Source organism: Pseudomonas sp. (assembly GCF_048269965.1).
Lineage (GTDB): Bacteria > Pseudomonadota > Gammaproteobacteria > Pseudomonadales > Pseudomonadaceae > Aquipseudomonas.
Window position 1 is genome coordinate 181767 of record NZ_JBLWTV010000002.1, and the last position, 19974, is coordinate 201740.

Here is a 19974-nt window from a genome sequence, read left to right on the forward strand (position 1 = left end):
AATGGAAACCCTGTCCTTTGAATTTCCCGCCGGGCAACCGGCGCAGAGCCGCGCGCTGGTGGGTTGTGTCGGCTCCGGCGACCTGGAGGTGCTGCTCGAACCCGGCCAGGCCGGCACCCTGGCCATCCAAGTGGTCACTTCGGTGAACGGCAGTGCGCCGCGCTGGCAATTGCTGTTCGAGCGCATGTTTCGCGAGCAGCAGCTGCCCGCGCTGAACATCTCCATTCATGATTTCGGCGCCACGCCGGGTGTGGTGCGCCTGCGCCTGGAACAGGGCCTGGAGGAACTGAACCATGGCTGAGCAAGACATTGCGCGCCTGCTGGCGCAGCGCAGTTTTACCGAACTCGGTGCCCGCGAGCGTGCCCGCGCACTGCTCGATGCCGGCAGTTTCCGCGAGCTGCTCGACCCCTTTGCCCGGCTGATGTCGCCCTGGCTGCCCAAGCAGGGCATCGTGCCGCAGGCCGATGACGGTGTGGTGGTGGCCAAGGGGCTGATCGATGGTCAGCCAGCGGTGGTCATCGCCATCGAAGGCGCCTTTCAGGGCGGCAGTCTGGGTGAAGTAGGCGGGGCGAAGATTGCCGGTGCCCTGGAGCTGGCCGCCGAAGACAACCGCAACGGCACGCCGACTCGCGCCGTGCTGCTGCTGGAAACCGGTGGCGTGCGCCTGCAGGAGGCCAACCTGGGCCTGGCGGCAATCGCCGAGATCCAGGCCGCCATCGTCGAACTGCGAGAGTTTCAGCCGGTGATCGGCCTGGTGGCCGGCCCGGTCGGCTGCTTCGGTGGCATGTCCATCGCTGCCGGGTTGTGCAGCTATCTGCTGGTGACCCGCGAAGCGCGCCTGGGCCTCAACGGCCCGCAGGTGATCGAACAGGAAGCCGGGCTGGACGAATACGACTCGCGTGACCGTCCCTTCATCTGGAGCCTGACCGGCGGCGAACAGCGTTACGCCAGTGGCCTGGTCGACGGCTATGTCAGCGACGACGTGGAGGCGATCCGCGGCGAACTGCATGGGCTGTTCGCCAAGGGTAAACCCGTGCTGGAACGCAGCCGTCGCCACGCCTGGTTCCTCCAGCGCCTGCGCGCTGTCGACACGTCCGTCCAGGCCGATGCCGCTGCCGTGCGCAGCGCCTACCAGGGAGCATGAACATGACAAACGCACAGGAACAACGCGGCCTGCACTGGTTCCAGGCCCTGACCGGCGCTGCCCAGCCGCAACAAGGTTTGCCTGCTTCGCTGCGGGTGGCCGATGGCGAACTGGCCGGTCAGGCGGTGCGCTATCTGGCGGTTATCGCCGATGCCAGCAATCCCTTCCCCCGCGCCCGCAACGGTGAGGTTGGCCTGCTCGAAGGCTGGGGCCTGTCGCAGGCGGTGGACGAAGCCATCGAGGCAGATCGCGGCAACCCGCACAAACGGGCGCTGATCGCCATCGTCGACGTGCCCAGCCAGGCCTACGGCCGGCGTGAGGAGGCCTATGGCATCCATCAGGCACTGTCCGGCGCGGTGGACGCTTATGCCCGTGCCCGCCTGGCCGGCCATGCGGTGATCGGCCTGCTGGTGGGCAAGGCCATGTCCGGCGCCTTTCTCGCCCACGGCTACCAGGCCAATCGCCTGATCGCCCTGCGCGATGCCGGAGTCATGGTGCATGCCATGGGCAAGGCCGCCGCCGCGCGCATCACCCTGCGTAGCGTCGATGAGCTGGAGGCGCTGGCCGCCAGCGTACCGCCCATGGCCTACGACCTGGACAACTACGCCTCGCTGGGCCTGCTGGCGGAGGTGCTCGATGTGGAACAGGCCTCGCAGCCGACGGCCGCCGATCTGGCCCGCGTGCAGGACGCCCTGAATCGTGCCCTGGCCGACATCGCCGAGTCGCCGCGTGATCTGCGTAGCCGCCTGGGCGCCGCCAACCGCGTGGCTTCCACCCAGGTGCGCGAGGCTCTGCGCGCGCAGTGGTGAAACGTAGGGCGGGTGAAACCCGCCAACTCTGAATGACGTGAAATGGCGGGTTGCACTCGCCCTACAGAGGAAATACCGATGCACCCGACACCCCGTCCACATGATCTGCTCTGGGGCCTGCGTCCTGAGCACCTGCCGCAGGAGGCGCCGGCCTGGGCTCGCGCCGCCCTGGGCGGGCATGTGCCGGTGGTGGTGCGCCGTGCGCCGGCTGACAGCGGATGGGTCGCGGTGGGTATTCGTGGCTCCGCACGTGAACAGCGGCATGCCACCTGGATGCGGGTGAGCGAGATCAGCCGTCGGGTCAGCCCACAGGCCGTGGCCCGGGCCGGGCGCTGGCGTAGCCACGCTCAGCCGCACTGGCCGGCGTTGCGAGCCTTGAGCCAGTTGGCGCCCCGTTTCGATGCCCTGGGCCTGGCCTGGGGCGTGACCGGCAGCCTGGGCTTCGAACTGGCCAGCGGTATCAGCGCCGCCCACCCGGATAGCGATCTCGACTTGTCGTTACGCGCGCCCGATCAGCTTTCTCGCGCCGAGGCGCGCACATTGTGCGTTCTGCTGGATGCCGCGCCGGGTCGTATCGACCTGCAACTGGAAACGCCTTGCGGCGCTGTGGCGCTGCGTGAGTGGGCCAGCGAGGCGCCGCGCGTCCTGCTGAAAACCCAGAATGGCCCATTGCTGGTCAGCGACCCTTGGCAACTGCAGCAGGTGGCGGCGTGAGCACGCTCTGGGCCTTCCCCGGGCAGGGCGCGCAGCAGCCCGGCATGCTTCAGGCCTTGCCCGCCGCGCCGGTAGTGCAGGCCTGTATCGAGCAGGCCAGCGCCGCGCTGGGCGAGGATGTACGCCTGCTGGATTCGGCCGAAGCCTTGCAAAGCACCCGCGCCGTGCAGCTCTGCCTGTTGATTGCCGGCGTGGCCGCCGCGCGGCTGCTGGGCGAACGCGGCCATCGCCCCGATTATGTGGCCGGCCTGTCCATTGGCGCCTATGCCGCTGCAGTGGTAGCCGGTGCGCTGGATTTTGCCGATGCCGTGCGTCTGGTCGCCCTGCGTGGCGAGCTGATGCAGCGCGCCTACCCCAGTGGCTATGGCATGACCGCCATCCTCGGCCTCGACCAGGCCAGCATCGAACGCCTGCTGGCCGACGCCGACGGCCCGGTCTACCTGGCCAATATCAACGGCGAAAGCCAACTGGTGATCGCCGGCAGCGATGTCGCCATGGCGGCGGTGGCCGAACGCGCTCGCGCGCTTGGTGCCGGTATGGCCAGGCGCCTGGCCATGAGCGTGCCGTCGCACTGCGTCTTGCTCGACGGCCCGGCGCGGGCGCTGGCTGACGCTTTTGCTGGCGTCGAATTGCGCACGCTGCAGGTGCGCTACCTGAGCAGCAGCTCGGCGCGCCTGATCCGCGACCCCGAAACCCTGCGCGACGACCTGGCTTGCAACATGAGCCGTGTCGTCGACTGGCAGGCCACGCTCGTCACCGCCTATGAGCGCGGCGTGCGCCTGCACCTGGAACTGCCACCCGGCGGCGTGCTGACCGGGCTCGCCCGGCGCGTCTTCGACGCCGGCCAGGCAATCGCTTTCGAGGGCGCACGTCTGGATACACTCGACGCCATGTTGCGTCAGGAGGTAAGCCGCGACCACTGAGCCGTAGCGTTTACCGAAGCACAAGAACAACAACTTCGATATGAACCGAGGACAACAACAATGATCATCTACGGTGTCGCCTTTCTGGCGTTCTGCACCCTGGCAGGCATCTTCATCGGAGAGCTGCTGGGCAAACTCATCGGCGTCCCCGCCAACGTCGGCGGTGTCGGCATCGCCATGATGCTGCTGATCTTTCTGGGCAGTTACCTGAGCAAGCGCGGCTTGTTCACCGGCAAGTCGGAACAGGGCGTGGAGTTCTGGAGCGCCATCTACATCCCCATCGTGGTCGCCATGGCCGCCCAGCAGAACGTCTACGGAGCCCTCAAAGGTGGCCCGATGGCGATTCTGGCCGGTACTGCTGCCGTCGCCATCGGTTTTGCGCTGGTCCCCGCGCTCAGCCGGATCGGGCAAAAGAAGCCTGAAACCGACGCTGCTCCCTCCCTGACCAAAGCGCCACGGTGACTGCCATGTACGAATCATTGATGAAAGTCATTACCGGCTACAGCCTGCTCAGCGGTTTCGCCATCATCGGCATCACCATGTGGGTGTCGTACTGGATTTCCGACAAGTTCACCAAGGGTCGCCTGCACGGCTCGGCCATCGCCATCCTGCTCGGGTTGTTGCTGTCCTACATCGGCGGCGCTTACACCGGTGGTCAGAAGGGCCTGGTGGACATTCCTCTGTTCGCCGGCATCGGCCTGCTCGGCGGCGCCATGCTGCGTGACTTCGCCATCGTCGCCACCGGCTTCGGCGTGAGCGTCGAAGAACTCAAGCGCGCCGGTTTTGCCGGTGTGCTGGCGCTGTTCGTCGGCGTGTTCACCTCCTTCATCGCCGGCGTGGCGGTGGCCATGGCCTTCGGTTACACCGACGTGGTCAGCCTGACCACCATCGGCACCGGCGCCGTGACCTATATCGTCGGCCCGGTGACCGGTGCAGCCATCGGTGCCAGCTCCGACGTCATGGCGTTGTCGATTGCTGCCGGCCTGATCAAGGCGATCCTGGTGATGGTGGCCACTCCTTTCATCGCGCCCTATATCGGCCTGAACAATCCGCGCAGCGCGGTGATCTTCGGCGGCCTGATGGGCACCTCCAGCGGCGTGGCCGGTGGCCTGGCGGCAACCGATCCGAAGCTGGTGCCCTACGGCTGCCTGACGGCGGCGTTCTACACCGCACTGGGCTGCCTGCTCGGCCCATCGTTGCTGTACTTTCTGATGCGAGGCCTTCTGGGCTGACCTTTGCCCGCCGCCATGGCGGGCTTTTTATTTGGTTCTTCGCATTTTCGCGGGGCGGATACGCTTGACACCGGACTGGCAAGTTTGTGTGCGTCTTGCTCACGGGCTTAGCACTATCCATTACCGAGTCCACTGAGCGTTTGGGTTGCGCCCCTTACGGGCGCCACACCTTTCTTGCTTGCCCAAGAAAGGTGTGCCAAAAAAGGGCACCCCGACATCCGGGTTTCGCTGCGCGAAACTTGATTCGCTTTGCTCACCCTTCGGGCCAGCCTGCGGCTGTTACTTCGCTTCGCTGCGTTTCCTCGCTCCGGTGCCGCTCCGGGGGCCGGCTTACAAGGGCCATCCCTGGCCCATTAAGCGGGGCCGCCATCGGTATCTCGCCGCATCCATGCGGCTCGCTCCCCTACGCAACACCTCCGCTCGGCCTCCTGAAGGGGACCGGTTCGCGAGCTTGCGAAATCTTCGGAAGATCAAAGTCGGTAGCGTTTGGCTTTTGCTCTTGAAGCGCGATCTCACAGACGACGCCCAAGTCCCCTTCAGGAGGCCGAGTGGAATCACCGCGTAAGGGGTTGAGCGACATGGATGTCGCGAGAGCCACGATGGGCCAGGGATGGCCCTTCGTGGCGTGCCCCTGGAGTGGTGATGGAGCGAGGGAACCCCGGCGCAGCAGGGGCCGTATGTAGGGGTGTGTTTCTTTGCTTACTTTCTTTGCACAAGCAAAGAAAGTGAGTCGCCCGTAAGGGGCGAAACCCATCAGGTCAGACGGCGTGCTAATGAAGAGTGCCAAGTCATCGACAGCTGACACGTAATTGCCAGTCTGGTGTCAATCCGGACGTTCCCCAAGCTATGCGAAGAACCTTTTATTCGGGCTGAACGCGCTGCCCACGTAGGGGCGCCGTGCGCACCAGGATGACCGCGTATGAACGATCATCCTGGTACCTATGGCTTGCGACTACGACTGCCGACTGTACATCCGGCATTCGGCCAGCAGCGCCAGCAGGTTCGGATCGCGCTCCTTGGCCTTGAGGAACACCACGCCGATATGCTGCTGCAGGTGGTACTTGGCCTGCAGCGGGATCAGCTTCACCCGGTTCTCGTACACCGCCGCCACGCGCCCCGGCAGCAGGGCATAGCCGACGCCCGAGCTGACCATGCTGAGCAGGGTGAAGATGTCCTTCACCTGCATCGCCACCTTGGGTTCGAAGCCGGCCTGCTTGAACACCCGCTCGCCATCGCGGAAGGTGGCGTAGCCCTGGGTCAGGGTGATGAAGGTCGAATCGCGTAGAGCGGCCAGATCCACTTCGGCGTGATCGGCAAACGGCGAGTCATTGGGTGTGGCGAGGAAGATGTCATCGGAGAACAGCGCCAGTTGTTCGCAATCCGGGTCGCTGACGCTGTCGTCGAGGGCGATGAGGATGGCGTCCAGCTCCATGTTCTTCAGCTTGTACAGCAGGTCGACGTTGGAGCCGAGCACCAGGTCGATGTTCAACTCGCTGCGCCGCAGCTTCAGGCCCATGATCAGTTGCGGCACGGTCTTCACCGTCAGCGAGTAGAGCGCGCCGAGCTTGAAACGCTCGGCGCCGAAGCCCGCCGCCTCACGAGTCAGGCGCACCATCTCCTGGGCGTCCTGGATCAGCTTCTGGGCCTTTTCCTCCAGCACATAGGCACTCTCCAGCGGAATCAGGTTGCGCCCCTCGTGCTTGAACAGCGGACAGCGCAGCGCGCTTTCCAACGAGTGGATGGCGCGGTGCACGCTGACGTTACTGGTCTGCAACTCGCTGGCGGCGCGCGCCAGGTTGCCGCTGCGCATGAAGGCGAGAAAGACCTCCAGCTTCTTCAGGGTCAGTTCTTCATCGATCAGCATCGGCCTGTCCTTTTCCTGCGATGGCTGATTGTGCCGTATCCACGCGGGGCAGCGGTGATCGGCTGGTGCGACTTTGGTGGTGTGTGAGCCGGCTTGGCCGGATGATCTCGGCGTGCGAACTGTGCTTTAGTGCGAGCGCTAATCGGCTCTCTCTTCACGCGCCCCAGGAATCTGCCCATGCAACTGATCTACGCCGCCGCTTCACCCTTCGCCCGCAAGGTTCGCGTGCTGGCCGCGGAAACCGGCCTGCTGGACCGAATCGAGCTGCTCGACACCGCCGTTTTGCCGACCACGATCAACGAACGGGTCAATGCCCTCAACCCGCTGGGCAAGATTCCGGTGCTGCTGACGGATGACGATGAGGCCTTGTACGACAGCCGCGTGATCTGCGAATACCTCGATACCCTGCACCAGGGCCAGAAGCTGCTACCGAGCGATGCGGCGCGTTGGCAGGTACTGCGCTTGGCCGCACTGGCCGACGGCCTGATGGACGCGGCCCTGCTCGCGCGTTACGAGCGCGGAGTGCGCCCGGCGGAGCTGCAGTGGGCGGCCTGGCTGGATGGCCAACTGGGCAAGGTGCAGCGCGCCCTGGTAGAGCTGGAGCGCCATGTCGGACAACTACAGGGCCCGCTCGACCTGGCGCAGATTGGCGTCGCCTGTGCGCTGGGCTATCTGGATTTCCGCTTCGCCGACCTCGACTGGCGCACCGCTCATCCAGGCCTGGCGGCGTTCCAGCAAACCTTCGCTCAGCGCACCTCGATGCTGGCCAGCGCGCCGGTCTGAGCGTCCGGCAGTGTTCAGGGGGAGCTTCACTATTGCGCGCAATAACGACGCGAGGTTGTCGAGTCTCTGACGCAAGATTGCCCGATTGATATCATAGGGCTATTATTCCGGCGCACCTGCCGCTTAAAAATAGTCATTTAATTGACTAATTCAGGCTGATCACACCGCTTGTCTGAGCATTATATCAAAAAATTGACAGTTTGTTGGTTGGACTGATTCAATGCCGATACATATAAGCGTCACGGCTGTGCTCGAGGTTCAGGGTCCGACCCGGGTGTCAGCAAGTGATGGGGGGACGCCTCGCCAGAGGTTTCTGTGAGAAGTCGGCGTACAAACGCTGTCCAGTTCAGTGGGTTGATCAGTTGAAATTCTCAAATGGAATAGCTGGGCTTTTCAGTCTGGCCGTTGCGTTTTTCGCTAGTACAGCACTTGCTCAACCCTCCAGCGTGGCTTTCTGGTACGCCGATGAGCCGCCGCTGCCCGAGCTTTCCCAGTTCGAATGGGTGGTTGTCGAGCCCGGACATGTCTCCGCTTCCGACCTCGCGTATCTCAAGGCCCAGGGACGCACGGTGTTCGCTTACCTGTCGGTCGGTGAATACCTGGGTGATCTCACTGCGGCCGGCTTGCAGGACGCAGCCAGCAGCATCAGAAACAGTGCCTGGAACAGTCAGGTCATGGATCTCGAGGCATCCGCCTGGCGTGACTATCTCCTTGGCCGAGCCAGTGCTCTGAAAGGGCAAGGCTATGACGGCGTTTTTCTCGATACGCTGGACAGTTTCCATCTTCAACCCAAGGCTTTTCAGGAGCCGCAGCGCCTGGCCCTGAAAAGTCTTCTGCAGCAGATGCATCGCAGTGAGCCCGGACTCAAGCTGTTCTTCAATCGGGGTTTCGATGTGCTGCCCGAGCTGCCGGGCGTCGCGTCTGCCGTCGCCGTAGAGTCCCTTTATGCAGGCTGGGACGCTGCAGGTGGCGGTTATCGTCAGGTGCCCCAGCGTGATCGCGACTGGTTGTTGCCACACCTCGATGACGCACGGTCAAAAGGCATCCCTGTCGTGGCGATCGAATACCTGCCCCCAGAGCAGCGCAAGGCGTCTCGCGAACTTGCTGCGCGCCTGGTTCGTGAGGGCTTCATTCCCTACATCACGTCGCCTGCACTGAATGCGTTGGGGATGAGTTCCATCGAGGTCCAGCCACGGCGTATCGGTCTGGTCTATGACCCTCGCGAAGGCGAGGTCGAGGACAACCCGGGTCATATCCATCTTGGCGGGTTGCTCGAGTACCTGGGCTATCGCGTCGACTACTGGCCTGCCGACGCGTCGCTGCCGCAACGTTCGCTCAAGGGACTGTATGCCGGCGTCGTGGTATGGATGACCAGTGGCGCCCCGGAAAAGCGCGACATCTTCGAGGATTGGCTGAACGAGCGGCTCGATGAACAGGTGCCGCTGGCTTTCTTTTCCGGTCTGCCGTTGGACAACGACAGCCTGCTCAGCCGTCTTGGTATTCGCACCCTGTCGCAGCCGATTGCCGATGACGCGGTACTGGAGTCGCATGATGCCGCGCTGGTCGGTGGGTTCGAGGCGCCCATGCGCTTGCGTACCCGGGAGCTGCCCGCGCTGACGGTTACCAATCCTGACGTGACCCAGGCCGCTGTGGCTCTGCGTAGCGGTGAGAGGCGCTATGTGCCTGTCGCTACGGGCAGTTGGGGTGGATACGTGCTGACGCCTTATGTATTCGAGGAGGGGCTCGATCACCGTCGCTGGATCGTCGACCCCTTCGCGTTCCTCCAGCGCGCCTTTGCCTTGCCCCCTCTGCCGAGGCCTGACACGACGACGGAAAACGGTCGGCGTATCGCCACCGTGCACCTCGATGGCGATGGTTTCGTTTCGCGCGCTGAAGTAACCGGTACTCCGTACTCCGGTATCCAGGTACTGGATGATTTCATCACGCCCTATCCGTTGCTGACGTCGGTTTCAGTGATCGAAGGCGAGGTCGGCCCCAAGGGCATGTATCCGCACCTGGCTCGTGAGCTGGAGCCGATTGCCCGCAAGATATTCGCCGATCCCAAGGTCGAAGTCGCCAGCCACACCTTCAGTCACCCGTTCTTCTGGCAGCCTGAGAAGGCCTCCCAGCGTGAGGACTTCGAGGCGCAGTACGGCTACATGATGGCCATTCCGGGCTACAAGACGCTGGACATGCAGCGCGAGGTCGTGGGCGCGCGCGACTACATCAATCAGCGCCTGACCACGCCTGAGAAGCCGGTGAAGATGATCTTCTGGTCGGGCGATGCCATGCCCAGTGCCGAGACGCTCAAGCTGGCCTATGACAGCGGTCTGCCCAACGTCAACGGCGGCAACACGGTTCTGACCAATGCCTACCCTTCGCTGACCGGCCTCTATCCATTGCTTCGTCCGACCTCCGGAGGCTTGCACTTCTACGCGCCGGTGATCAACGAGAACGTCTATACGAATCTATGGACGGGGCCCTACTACGGCTTCCGGGGTGTGCAGGAAACCTTCGCGTTGACCGACAGCCCGCGCCGCCTGCGCGGCTTTCATCTGTATTACCACTTCTACTCGGGGACCAAGCAGGCCTCCATTCGGGTGATGAAGCAGACCTATCAGGCCATGGTCGACAGCCAGCCGCTGTCGCTGTGGATGAGCGATTACATCCAGCGCGTAGAGGGCCTCTACAGAGCGAGCCTGGCCAAGCGCAGCGATGGCGCCTGGTTGGTCAGAGGGCTGGTGGGCATGCGTACGCTGCGTCTCGATCCGGCGCTGGGCTGGCCCGATCTGTCGCGCTCCGAAGGGGTTGCGGGCGTGCGAGATCTGCCACAGGGGCGTTACGTGCACCTCAGTGGGCCTGAGGCGGTGCTGGCACTGCGCGAAACGCGTGATCCGCGTCCGTCTCTGGAAGAGGCCAACATCCCGCTGACTGCCTGGCGTTACAACGATGACAGAAACGTCACGTTTTCCTTCGAGGGAGAATTCCCGCTGACGTTCAGCGTTCGCTCGGACAAGGCGTGTCAGGTACAGGTGGGGGGCAGTCGCTTCCAGGCGAGGGCTGACAAAGGTATCTGGCACTTCGAGTTGCCAATGAAGCGGGTGAGAGATGGAAAGCTTATCTGCAACCAGTAAACGTGAGCGCCAGACGCGCCTGCTCAACCCATGGATGATCGTGCTGGTCGCGCTCTTCGTGATTGCGCTGCTGGCGCTGTCCTACAAGAGCGAGGACGTATTCCTTCCGGCGGCTGATACGGCGCCTGACGCGGTTGCCATCAGCTATACCGAGTTGCTGATCAAGGCACACCCTGAAGATGACCAGCTGCGGCTGAGACTGATCGATCAGTTGATTCAGGTCGGTGACTTCAAGCGCGCCCGCGAGTACCTCGAGCAGCTGCAAGGCCGCCTTGTGGCCATTACGCCGTTCTATGTGGTGATGCTGGATATCCTCAGGGCTCAGGCCGATCCGAACGGTATCAGCGATGCGCAGCGTGCACAGCTGATCGCTGAGTTGCGGTCGCTGAACATCGCTGACCTGGATAACTCCATGCTGGAGCGTACAGCGCGTTACGCATTGGAGATCGGCGGCCTGGATGTGGCCGTGACGTCCTACAAGGCACTCGCCGAGCGTGATGCCGAGCGACGCACGCACTGGCTGGGCGAGGCCGCTCTGTGGAGCCTGGCGAACAATGACCAGAGTGGTGCTGCTCAGCTCTATCTGCAGTTGGCTGAGGCAGAGCCCGATGCGCAAAAGCGGCTCGAGCTGCTGCGTGAGGCATTCAACGCCTTGCGTGCCGCCAATCATTCCGCGCAGGCCGCGGAGCTGCTGGCTCAGCATCTGGGCGAGTTGAATGCCGAGCAAGAGTCGCTGGATTGGCTGGCCGAAGGCGTCGACGCGGCTCAGGCGGCGCAGCGTTTCGATCTTGCCGAGACCTTCGTTCAGCACTGGCTGAGCCTGAAGTCCGATGATCATCGGGCGCTCAATGCCGACTTCCGCCTCAGTCTGGCATCCGGAGCCATCGAGCGTGCCTGGCAGCTCGGACCGCAACTGCTCACGCAGACTCCCGATGATTTCGAGTTGATGGCGGAGCTGGCACGCCTGGCTGAGTGGACCGGTCATACCCAGCAGGCATTGAACTACTGGGTACAGATGCTCGCCCATCAGGAAGACCCGGCAATGCGTGAGCGTGTCTGGCGCTATGCATTGCAGCTGTTCGACTTCGATCAGGTGGTCAGTACGCTCTCGGCCATCGACCGCCTGCGGCAGATGACGGATCAGGAAGTGGACACGCTGGTATACAGCCATGAGGTCCGCGGCACTCCTGAAGATGCGGAATCCTGGCTACGGGCTTATCTGCAGCGCTACCCCGATCATCTGTTTGCCCGCAAGCGCCTGCGCATGCTGCTGGAGAACACCCAGCAGCTCGACAAGGAGGCTGAGCTCTGGGCCAGCATGGCCGAGCGCACGAGCCTGACCACCGAAGACCGTATCCGCTGGGCCAAGGTGCATTGGAACCTCTTTCAACCGCAGCAGGCCTGGGCGGTATTGACCGCCGTGGACGCGAGTGCGGTGGATGACCCGCAGTACTGGCAGTTGCGTGCTGATCTTGCCTGGAAGCTCGAGCGGGATGCCGATGTTCGCCAGGCATACGAGCGCCTGATCAGCCTCGACGTGCCGCTGGACAGGGACGATGAAGATCGCCTGATACGAATCTACTGGGACAAAGAGCCGCGTCGCGCCCTGCAGGTCCTCGTCGAAAGCTGGCGGCGTACCGGCAGGCTGGCGCGGCTGGCCGTGGCATTGCAACTGGCCGAGACCTTGCGTGACTGGGATACGCTCAGAGCGTTGCTGGCTGAAGCGGAGCAGTCGCCGGCGGGCCGTGACAGTTCGCACTACTGGCTCGCGCGTGCAGCGCTCGCAGCCCAGGACGGGCAATACGAGCAGGCCGACGCATTCTACAAGCAAGCCCTGGCTCAGTTCCCGGAAGACAACCTGGTACGTCAGCGCATGCTCTGGTTCTACATCGACAATGCCCAGCGCGATGCCCTCGCAGCGCTGCTGCCGCAATGGCGTTCACGGGCCGTCGCTGACAGTCGTTTGTGGCTGCCCTATGCGACCGGCCACATGATGCTCAACAACACACGCGAGGCCTTGCTCTGGTTCCGTCAGCACCTCAAGTCCAATCCATCTGATCGTCTGGTGCTGGCTGCTTACGCCGATGCCGCCGAGGCTGCCGGTTATGCCGACCTGGCCTGGCGCCTGCGTCGTCAATTGCTCAAGGATATGGACCGCACGCGCATCCTCGCGACGCCGGAAGGTTATGCCATGTACCTGCGCCTGCTCGCCGGTAGCCAGGGATCGCTGGTGTCGCTGGCGCAGGCCAGGCAGTTGTGGAATGGCGAACAGGCGACGCTGCAACTCTGGTTCGAACATTTTCTCGAGCGGCTGGACGCCGGCAACCAGGCGGCACTCAAGGACGACTGGCTGGCGTGGGGGGCTGCACGCGGCCTCGAGCCAGGCAACTACGATCAGATTCAGCAGGCGCTGCGCAGCGATAACCGTGAGCAGATGCAGCGTCTTCTGCAGCGCGGCAGCCTGGACGTGGCGCATCAGGTCGAGGTTCTTGCGCGCCTGGGGCATGACGGCGAGGCATTGGCCACCGCACTCGGCGCCCAGGGCGACGAGCAGCCTGCGTCCATTCGCCAGCAACTGCTCTATCAGGCCACCGGCATGCTGGAACGCTCACCGCAGGGCCTCCAGCTGGGATGGCAGAAGATGGACTTCGGTGACCTGGATCTCTCCGGGCCTCGCTTGCGCGTCGCGCGCAATCTGGGCGACGACTGGTATGCCGATCTGCAACTCGACCAGATGCGCTATGACAGCGCCAACCTGGACAGCGCGGTGCTGGGCAACGAGCGCAATCTCAAGCTGCATACCCGTCGAGAGCTGTCCGATGGCGACCTCAGCCTGTACCTCGACAGCAGTCTGCGCGATGACGATGATCGCCATGGCCTGGGCGTCGAGCGGACCTGGCGCCTTAGCTCGCGCGACGAGCTGGGCGTCGCCGTGGATTGGCACCGGCAGACCGATGACACCGGGCTGTTGCGCGCCCTGGGTATGCGTGACGGCCTGGGCCTGAGAGGTCAGCACGGCTTTTCCGCGCGTGACCAGCTGAGCTGGTCGATCACGCACAGCCGCTACAGCTCGAGAAGCGGCGATGCGCTCGGCACGGGCAATGGCGTATCCGTCGAGTGGGGGCACATGCTGTTCTTCGACGATCCTTCCTGGCTGCTGCGCACCGGGCTCGACTACCAGAAGAACAGTGTCGAGCGCGAAGTTCCCAGTGAGCTTCTGAGCGCGAACGGAGGCGCCTACATACCCTTCGATACCACGCCGGGGGCGACGATCCCGGGTGATGAGCTCATGCAGGATCGTTACGGCCAGGTGTATGTCGCCAGCACCTGGCGCCGAGGCTTCCCCGGCGCACTGAATCGAACCCGTCCACAGTTCACCTGGATGGTCGACACCATTGCCGGCTGGCAGTGGACGGAAAAGCAGTTCAACTACGGTATCAACCTGGGGGTTGGCGTCGAGTTGTTCGGTGATGACGAGTTGGCTGTGACCCTCGGCTATCAATCCGCTCCCCGTGGTGGAGAGGGTGATGCCGGCGGGTCCATGGGTATTACCTACAGCACCCGCTTTGGGCGCTAAGCAAGGATTCTCAAAGGAGGAATGACGATGCAAATCATCCGTTGCCTGACCCTGGTGGTCATTGCAGCACTCGCGACCGGGTGCTCGAGCTTCACCCGCGAAAGTGGCCAGACGCTGCCGCGCAACGCCTCCTGGGGCGTCGCGCCACTGGTCAACTACGCCCAGACGCCGCAGGCCGGTGAGCGCGCCGAGCAGATCCTGATCAGCATCCTGGCGGAAGAGGGCGTACGCCCGCTCATGTACCCCCAGACGCCGCGGCAGGACCTGTTGCTGCAGGACGACCGTGAGCGCCAGATCCAGGCGCTCGACTGGGCTCGCCAACAGCGTCTGGCTTACGTGATCACCGGTAGCGTCGAGGAGTGGCAGTACAAGAACGGCCTCGATGGCGAACCCGCTGTGGGCGTGAGTCTGCAGGTGCTGGAGCCGGCGACCGGTCGCGTGGTCTGGAGCTCGAGTGGTGCCCGTGCGGGTTGGTCGCGCGAGAGTCTGGCGGGGGCGGCGCAGAAGGTGCTGCGTGAGCTGGTCGGTAACCTCGACTTCGAGTGATGACGATGCAGTCTGCCCACAAGGATTTCATACTTGCGCCGAGGGCCAGTGGCCGTGTTTCCTGGTGGGAAACCTGCCTGCTGAGCCTCCTCGCCCTAGGTTTCGGCTACTGGCTATCGCCGGACGACCCCCTGCTCGTGGTGGCGTCGTTCCCCTGGATGATTCTCGTACCGATACTGCTCGGCGTTCGCTACGGATTCCTGCAGGGGCTGTTCAGTGCCGCATTGCTGATTGCTGCGCTGTTCGTGTTTCGGCTGTCGGGGTGGGCGCTCTATCTGGAGATCCCGGCGTCCTTCATCGTCGGCATGTTGCTCTGCAGCATGCTGGTCGGTGAGTTTCGCGACATCTGGGAGCGTCGTCTCGAGCGGCTCAGTCTGGCCAACGAGTATCGCCAGCTGCGGCTCGATGAATTTACCCGCTCCCACCATATCCTGCGCATCTCGCACGACCGTCTGGAACAACGCGTGGCGGGCAACGACCAGAGTCTGCGCAGCTCGCTGCTCAGCTTGCGCGAACAGCTGCGTGCCTTGCCGGGTGATCGCGACGCCCTGAAGACCCTGGCCGATACGGTCATCTCCCTGCTTGCCCAGTATGGGGCGCTGCGAGTGGCGGGGCTCTATCGGGTCATGGACAACGCTCAGGTCGACCCCCAACCGCTGGCCACGCTGGGGGAAATGGGCGAGCTCAATGGCAAGGATGTGCTGTTGCGCCAGTGCCTGCAGCGCGGTGAACTGGTCAGTGTGCGCTCCGAGGTGCTGGATCGTGGCGAAGGCGCCCGGCATTCCGCGTTGCAGGTCTGTGTGCCGCTGATCGACACCGAAGGCCGCATCCTGGCGGTTCTGGCGATTCAGCAGATGCCGTTCTTCATGTTCCACGAACGCAGTTTCAGCCTGCTGGCGATTCTGTCCGGGCATATCGCCGACCTGTTGATGAGCGATGCGCAGGCCCTGCAACTGCCAGACGCCGACGCTCAGCACTACTCGCAATTGCTCAAGCGCTCGCTGAGCGATGCGCGCGACCACGACCTGCCGGCCAGCCTCTATGCCTTCGAACTCGCCGAGGAAAATGGAGAAGAGGTTCAGCGTCTGCTGGAGGGCAGCCAGCGCGGCCTCGATGTCCAGCTCAAGGTCATCAACGGGCGCGGCAGTCGCCTGGTGCTGGTGCTGCTGCCGCTGACCTCGGGTGAGGGCGCGCAGGGCTATCTGGTGCGTATCAGGCAGCTTTTCGCAGAACGCTTCGGCCAGGGCCGAGACCTTGATTCGCTGGGCATACAGACGCATCAGTTCCTGTTCGAGGGCGGTGATGAGCGCGATGCATTGCGACACTTCCTCTTCAACGAGTGTGCATTGAATGATCAGCAAGTGGCTGTTTAGCGGCGCCGCGCTGCTCGAGGTCGGGAGCTGGGCCAGTGCGGTCAGCGATCTCCCTATTCCTCAGGCCGCGTTGCTCTATGCCTCGGCGCATGGCCTGGGAAGCGCTATGCTGGCTGCCGGGATCTGGCTGCTGCTGCCGCGCCGCTATCGCTACCCCTTGCCCTGGAGCCTGCTGTTCATTTTCAGTGTCTCGTTCTTCATCCCCCTTATCGGGATGATCGGCGTAGCGCTGGCGTTGTTTCCGGCCCTCTACTTGCCGCGCAAGCGCAAGGTGCAGTCCTGGGAGGCGACCGCCGTTCCCGAGCTGCCCTTCCGGCCCCGCGAGCGCAAGCGCGAGCTGATGTTCAGCGATGGCGGGCTGCAGGATGTGTTGCGTCATGCCCCTGATCCCGATCAGCGTCTGACGGCGATCTTCGCCACACGCCGCATGCGCAGCAAGGAGGCCATCCCGATTCTCAAGCTGGCGCTGCGCGATCCATCTGACGATGTGCGTTTGCTGGCTTACTCGATGCTCGATCAACGTGAAAGCCGAATCAACCAGCGTATCGAACAGGCTTTGGCAAACATGGAGAGCGCCAGTACGGATCGCAAGATCGCGCTGCACGCCGAACTGGCGCGTTGGTACTGGGAACTCGCCTATGTCGGCCTGGCTCAGGGCAGTGTTCTGGAGCACGTGCTGCAGCAGGCCTGGAGTCATGTGATGGCGGCGCTGCAGGGTAACCCGGGTGGCGAGCTGCACTTGCTGGCCGGGCGCATCGCCATGGAACAGGGCAATCTCGACGAGGCGTTGGCGCAGTTCGATCAATCCGCACAGGCCGGCATGGATGCGGTGCAACTGGCGCCCTATCGGGCCGAGATCGCATTCCTGCGGCAACGCTATGCGGACATCCCGCACATGCTGGCGACCATGCCGGCCGAGCTGTTGCAACGTCCCCCCTTCGCGGCCTTGGCAAGATACTGGTTATGAGTGAGAAATCCGCTGTTCCCGACGTGCAGAGCGTCGATGTCTGCCTGTTGCTCGAGGGAACCTGGCCCTACGTGCGCGGGGGCGTGTCGAGCTGGATCAACCAGCTGATCCTGGGGCTGCCTGAGCTGACCTTCTCGGTGTTGTTCATCGGCGGTCAGAAGGAGGCTTACGGCAAGCGCCACTACGCCATCCCGGACAACGTGGTGCACATTCAGGAGCATTTTCTCGAAGATGCCTGGAGTTCGATTCCCACCACCAGTACGCGGGCGAGCGCGGAGCTGGCCGAGCTGATGCTGGATGTGCACCGTTTTCTGCACAACCCGGAGGAGCCCAGCGCCGAGCAGGGCGATGCATTCGTCGACACCCTGGCTACCGGGCGCATCGGCCGTGAGGCTTTCCTGCAGAGTCGTGCCAGCTGGGATGCGATCGTCGACGGCTATACCCAGCACTGCGCCGATCCGTCATTCGTCAATTACTTCTGGACGCTGCGCTCCATGCAGGCGCCGCTGTTCATGCTGGCCGAGGTCTCCAGAACGCTGCCGCGCGCGCGCATGCTGCACTCGATCTCCACCGGTTACGCGGGCATGTTGGGCAGCGTCCTGCAGCGCCGCTGGGGCTGCTACTACCTGCTCAGCGAGCACGGCATCTATACCAAGGAACGCAAGATCGATCTGGCCCAGGCGGGCTGGATCGCCGAAAGCCCCGACGAGCGCCTGAGCACCGGCCTCGATGCGGAGGTCAGCTATATCCGCAGGCTGTGGATTCGCTTCTTCGAGCGTATCGGGCTGATCACCTACCGATCCGCCCATTCGATCATCGCGCTGTACGAGGGCAACCGGCGGCGTCAGGTGCTCGACGGCGCTCCCGAGGAGCGTACTCGGGTCATCCCCAATGGTATCGATCTGGCCAGTTGGGATCAGGCGCTACTCAGCCGGCCAGAGGGCGTGCCGCCGGTGGCCGGCCTGGTTGGGCGGGTGGTGCCGATCAAGGACGTCAAGACCTTCATCCGCGCCATTCGTGGCGTGGTCAGCGTCATCCCTGAAGCCGAGGGCTGGATCGTCGGTCCGGAAGAAGAAGATCCGGACTACGCGGCCGAGTGCCACAGCCTGGTGGCCAGTCTGGGGTTGCAGGACAAGGTGCGCTTTCTTGGCTTTCGCCAGGTGCGCGAAGTCATGCCGCAACTGGGCGTTATGGTGCTGACCTCGATCAGCGAGGCGCAGCCATTGGTGGTACTCGAAGCCTGGGCGGCCGGCACGCCGGTGGTGACCAGTGACGTGGGGTCGTGCCGCGAATTGGTCGAGGGTTCCAGCGAGGAGGATCGTCAACTCGGCACGGCGGGTGAAGTCGTGGCGATTGCCGATCCGCAGGCCACCTCGCGCGCCATCCTCTCGCTGTTACGCGATCCCGAGCGCTGGAAGGCGGCCCAGGCTGTCGGCCTGGAGCGCGTGCGACGTTACTACACCGAAGAACTGATGCTCGCGCGCTATCGCGAGTTGTATCGCGAAGGCACGGAGAGCGCGTAAATGGCGGGTATAGGCTTTGAACTGAGGAAGATCCTGTCCAGGGACTCCTACACATCGACGATGCGCGCCTACCTGTATGCCGGCCTGATCAGTTCCGGCCCCTGGGTATTGTCGATCATCAGCGTGATGCTCATCGGCGTGCTGAGCCTGGGGGCGGTGCTGCCGGAAACGCTGATCGGCCAGTTTCTGGTCACCGTGACGTACCTGATGGCCACGTCGCTGATCCTTACCGGCGGGCTGCAGCTGTTCTTCACCCGCTTCGTCTCCGACCGCCTGTTCGAACGGCGCCTGGACCTGATCCTGCCCAACCTGGTGGGTATCCTGCTGCTGGTGACGATCGTCTCGGGGCTGCTGGCGATCTGCGTGCTGGGCCTGCTGTTCGATCAGTCGTTTTCCTATCGCCTGCTGGTGATGGCCAACTTCGTGGTGCTGTGCAACCTGTGGCTGGTGATCATCTTCCTGTCCGGGATGAAGGCCTACAACCGCATCCTCGGGGTGATGTTTCTCGGCTACTCGCTGATGGTCGCCTCGGCCTATCTGCTGCGCTTTCTCAATATCGACGGCTTGCTGCTGGGCCTGCTGATCGGTCACTCCAGCCTGCTGTTCATCTTCCTTTTCGACATCCTGCGCGAGTACCCGGCCGAGCGCCTGGTCGCGTTCGATTTCCTCAAGCGTCGCCAGGTATTCGGCAGTCTGCTGCTGACAGGGCTGTGCTACAACCTGGGCATCTGGATCGACAAGTTCATCTTCTGGTTCAACCCGTCGACTTCCGAAGCCGTGATCGGCCCGCTGCGCGCATCGATCCTCTATGACCTGCCGATCTTCCTTGCCTACCTGTCGATCATTCCCGGCATGGCGGTGTTCCTGGTGCGCATCGAAACCGACTTCGCCGAGTGGTACGAGCGGGTCTATGACGCGATTCGCGGCGGGGAAACCCTGCAGCACATCGGCTGGCTCAAGGAGCAGATGATCCTGGCGATTCGCCAGGGCCTGATGGAAATCTGCAAGGTGCAGGGGCTGACTCTGGTTCTGCTGTTTCTGCTCGCGCCGCAGTTGCTGTCCTGGCTGGGCATCTCGCACTACTACCTGCCGCTGTTCTACATCGACGTGATCGGCGTGAGCATTCAGGTGGTGTTCATGGCCTTGCTCAACGTGTTCTTCTATCTGGACAAGCGCGCCATCGTCCTCGAACTCTGCGTCCTCTTCGTCCTGGCGAACGGTGCGTTGACCCTGTTCAGCCAGATGCTTGGCCCGACGTTCTTCGGCTACGGTTTCACCCTGTCGCTGCTGCTGTGCGTGCTTCTCGGGTTGTATCGTCTCAACGAGGCGCTGGACGATCTCGAGTTCGAAACCTTCATGCTCAGCCGCTAAGCGGCTTCAGTCG

The 19974-nt window shown here is 63.4% G+C and carries 16 protein-coding genes; 15 read left to right on the forward strand and 1 reads right to left on the reverse strand.

Translation table 11 applies throughout. The annotated features are described in order from the left end of the window. Position 1: 1 nt before the first annotated feature. The 7 genes from ACN0X6_RS03170 (at position 2) to madM (ending at position 4823) form a co-directional block, all read left to right on the forward strand. Positions 2-301: a malonate decarboxylase subunit delta gene (locus ACN0X6_RS03170; RefSeq protein WP_160016919.1), complete on the forward strand. Its 300-nt coding sequence runs from the start codon at positions 2-4 to the stop codon at positions 299-301. Next, a complete protein-coding gene (locus ACN0X6_RS03175; protein WP_417702037.1) occupies positions 294-1145 on the forward strand; it encodes a biotin-independent malonate decarboxylase subunit beta in 852 nt (283 codons plus the stop codon). The genes ACN0X6_RS03170 and ACN0X6_RS03175 overlap by 8 nt, the downstream gene beginning before the upstream one ends. 2 nt (positions 1146-1147) lie before the next feature. Next, on the forward strand, positions 1148-1954 hold the full coding sequence (gene mdcE, locus ACN0X6_RS03180) for a biotin-independent malonate decarboxylase subunit gamma (RefSeq protein ID WP_417702039.1): 807 nt from the start codon (positions 1148-1150) through the stop codon (positions 1952-1954). 78 nt (positions 1955-2032) lie between these two features. Continuing rightward, on the forward strand, positions 2033-2668 hold the full coding sequence (locus ACN0X6_RS03185; RefSeq protein WP_417702041.1) for a malonate decarboxylase holo-ACP synthase: 636 nt from the start codon (positions 2033-2035) through the stop codon (positions 2666-2668). Next, positions 2665-3591: a malonate decarboxylase subunit epsilon gene (gene mdcH / locus ACN0X6_RS03190; RefSeq protein ID WP_417702043.1), complete on the forward strand. Its 927-nt coding sequence runs from the start codon at positions 2665-2667 to the stop codon at positions 3589-3591. The genes ACN0X6_RS03185 and mdcH overlap by 4 nt, the downstream gene beginning before the upstream one ends. A 60-nt stretch (positions 3592-3651) precedes the next feature. After that, positions 3652-4053 (forward strand): malonate transporter subunit MadL, encoded by a 402-nt coding sequence (madL, locus tag ACN0X6_RS03195; RefSeq protein WP_160016914.1) that lies wholly within the window; start codon positions 3652-3654, stop codon positions 4051-4053. 5 nt (positions 4054-4058) lie between these two features. Next, positions 4059-4823, forward strand: coding sequence for a malonate transporter subunit MadM (gene madM / locus ACN0X6_RS03200; protein WP_160016913.1), 765 nt, complete (start codon positions 4059-4061; stop codon positions 4821-4823). A gap of 952 nt (positions 4824-5775) precedes the next feature. On the opposite strand, the gene ACN0X6_RS03205 is transcribed toward madM, so the two are convergent. Then, positions 5776-6687: a LysR substrate-binding domain-containing protein gene (locus ACN0X6_RS03205; RefSeq protein WP_192983855.1), complete on the reverse strand. Its 912-nt coding sequence runs from the start codon at positions 6685-6687 to the stop codon at positions 5776-5778. Between the two features lie 177 nt (positions 6688-6864). Between ACN0X6_RS03205 and ACN0X6_RS03210 the strand changes: the two genes are divergently transcribed. From ACN0X6_RS03210 to pelG, 8 genes are all read left to right on the forward strand, one after another. Beyond that, positions 6865-7470 (forward strand): glutathione S-transferase, encoded by a 606-nt coding sequence (locus ACN0X6_RS03210; RefSeq protein ID WP_417702046.1) that lies wholly within the window; start codon positions 6865-6867, stop codon positions 7468-7470. Positions 7471-7757: 287 nt separating this feature from the next. Further along, positions 7758-10604 (forward strand): bifunctional glycoside hydrolase 114/ polysaccharide deacetylase family protein, encoded by a 2847-nt coding sequence (locus ACN0X6_RS03215; protein WP_417702048.1) that lies wholly within the window; start codon positions 7758-7760, stop codon positions 10602-10604. Further along, entirely contained in the window at positions 10579-14181 is a 3603-nt protein-coding gene (locus ACN0X6_RS03220; protein WP_417702050.1) for a tetratricopeptide repeat protein, read from the forward strand. Before ACN0X6_RS03215 ends, ACN0X6_RS03220 begins: the two co-directional genes overlap by 26 nt. A 27-nt stretch (positions 14182-14208) precedes the next feature. Continuing rightward, a complete protein-coding gene (locus ACN0X6_RS03225) occupies positions 14209-14727 on the forward strand; it encodes a hypothetical protein (protein ID WP_059390911.1) in 519 nt (172 codons plus the stop codon). A 5-nt stretch (positions 14728-14732) separates the two neighbouring features. Next, on the forward strand, positions 14733-16100 hold the full coding sequence (locus ACN0X6_RS03230; RefSeq protein ID WP_417702051.1) for a PelD GGDEF domain-containing protein: 1368 nt from the start codon (positions 14733-14735) through the stop codon (positions 16098-16100). Continuing rightward, positions 16078-17067, forward strand: coding sequence for a HEAT repeat domain-containing protein (locus tag ACN0X6_RS03235; RefSeq protein ID WP_417702053.1), 990 nt, complete (start codon positions 16078-16080; stop codon positions 17065-17067). The genes ACN0X6_RS03230 and ACN0X6_RS03235 overlap by 23 nt, the downstream gene beginning before the upstream one ends. Continuing rightward, positions 17064-18590, forward strand: a complete 1527-nt coding sequence (gene pelF / locus ACN0X6_RS03240) for a GT4 family glycosyltransferase PelF (RefSeq protein WP_417702055.1) — start codon at positions 17064-17066, stop codon at positions 18588-18590. Before ACN0X6_RS03235 ends, pelF begins: the two co-directional genes overlap by 4 nt. Further along, positions 18591-19961, forward strand: a complete 1371-nt coding sequence (gene pelG, locus ACN0X6_RS03245) for an exopolysaccharide Pel transporter PelG (RefSeq protein WP_160016906.1) — start codon at positions 18591-18593, stop codon at positions 19959-19961. The last annotated feature ends 13 nt before the right edge of the window (positions 19962-19974 follow it).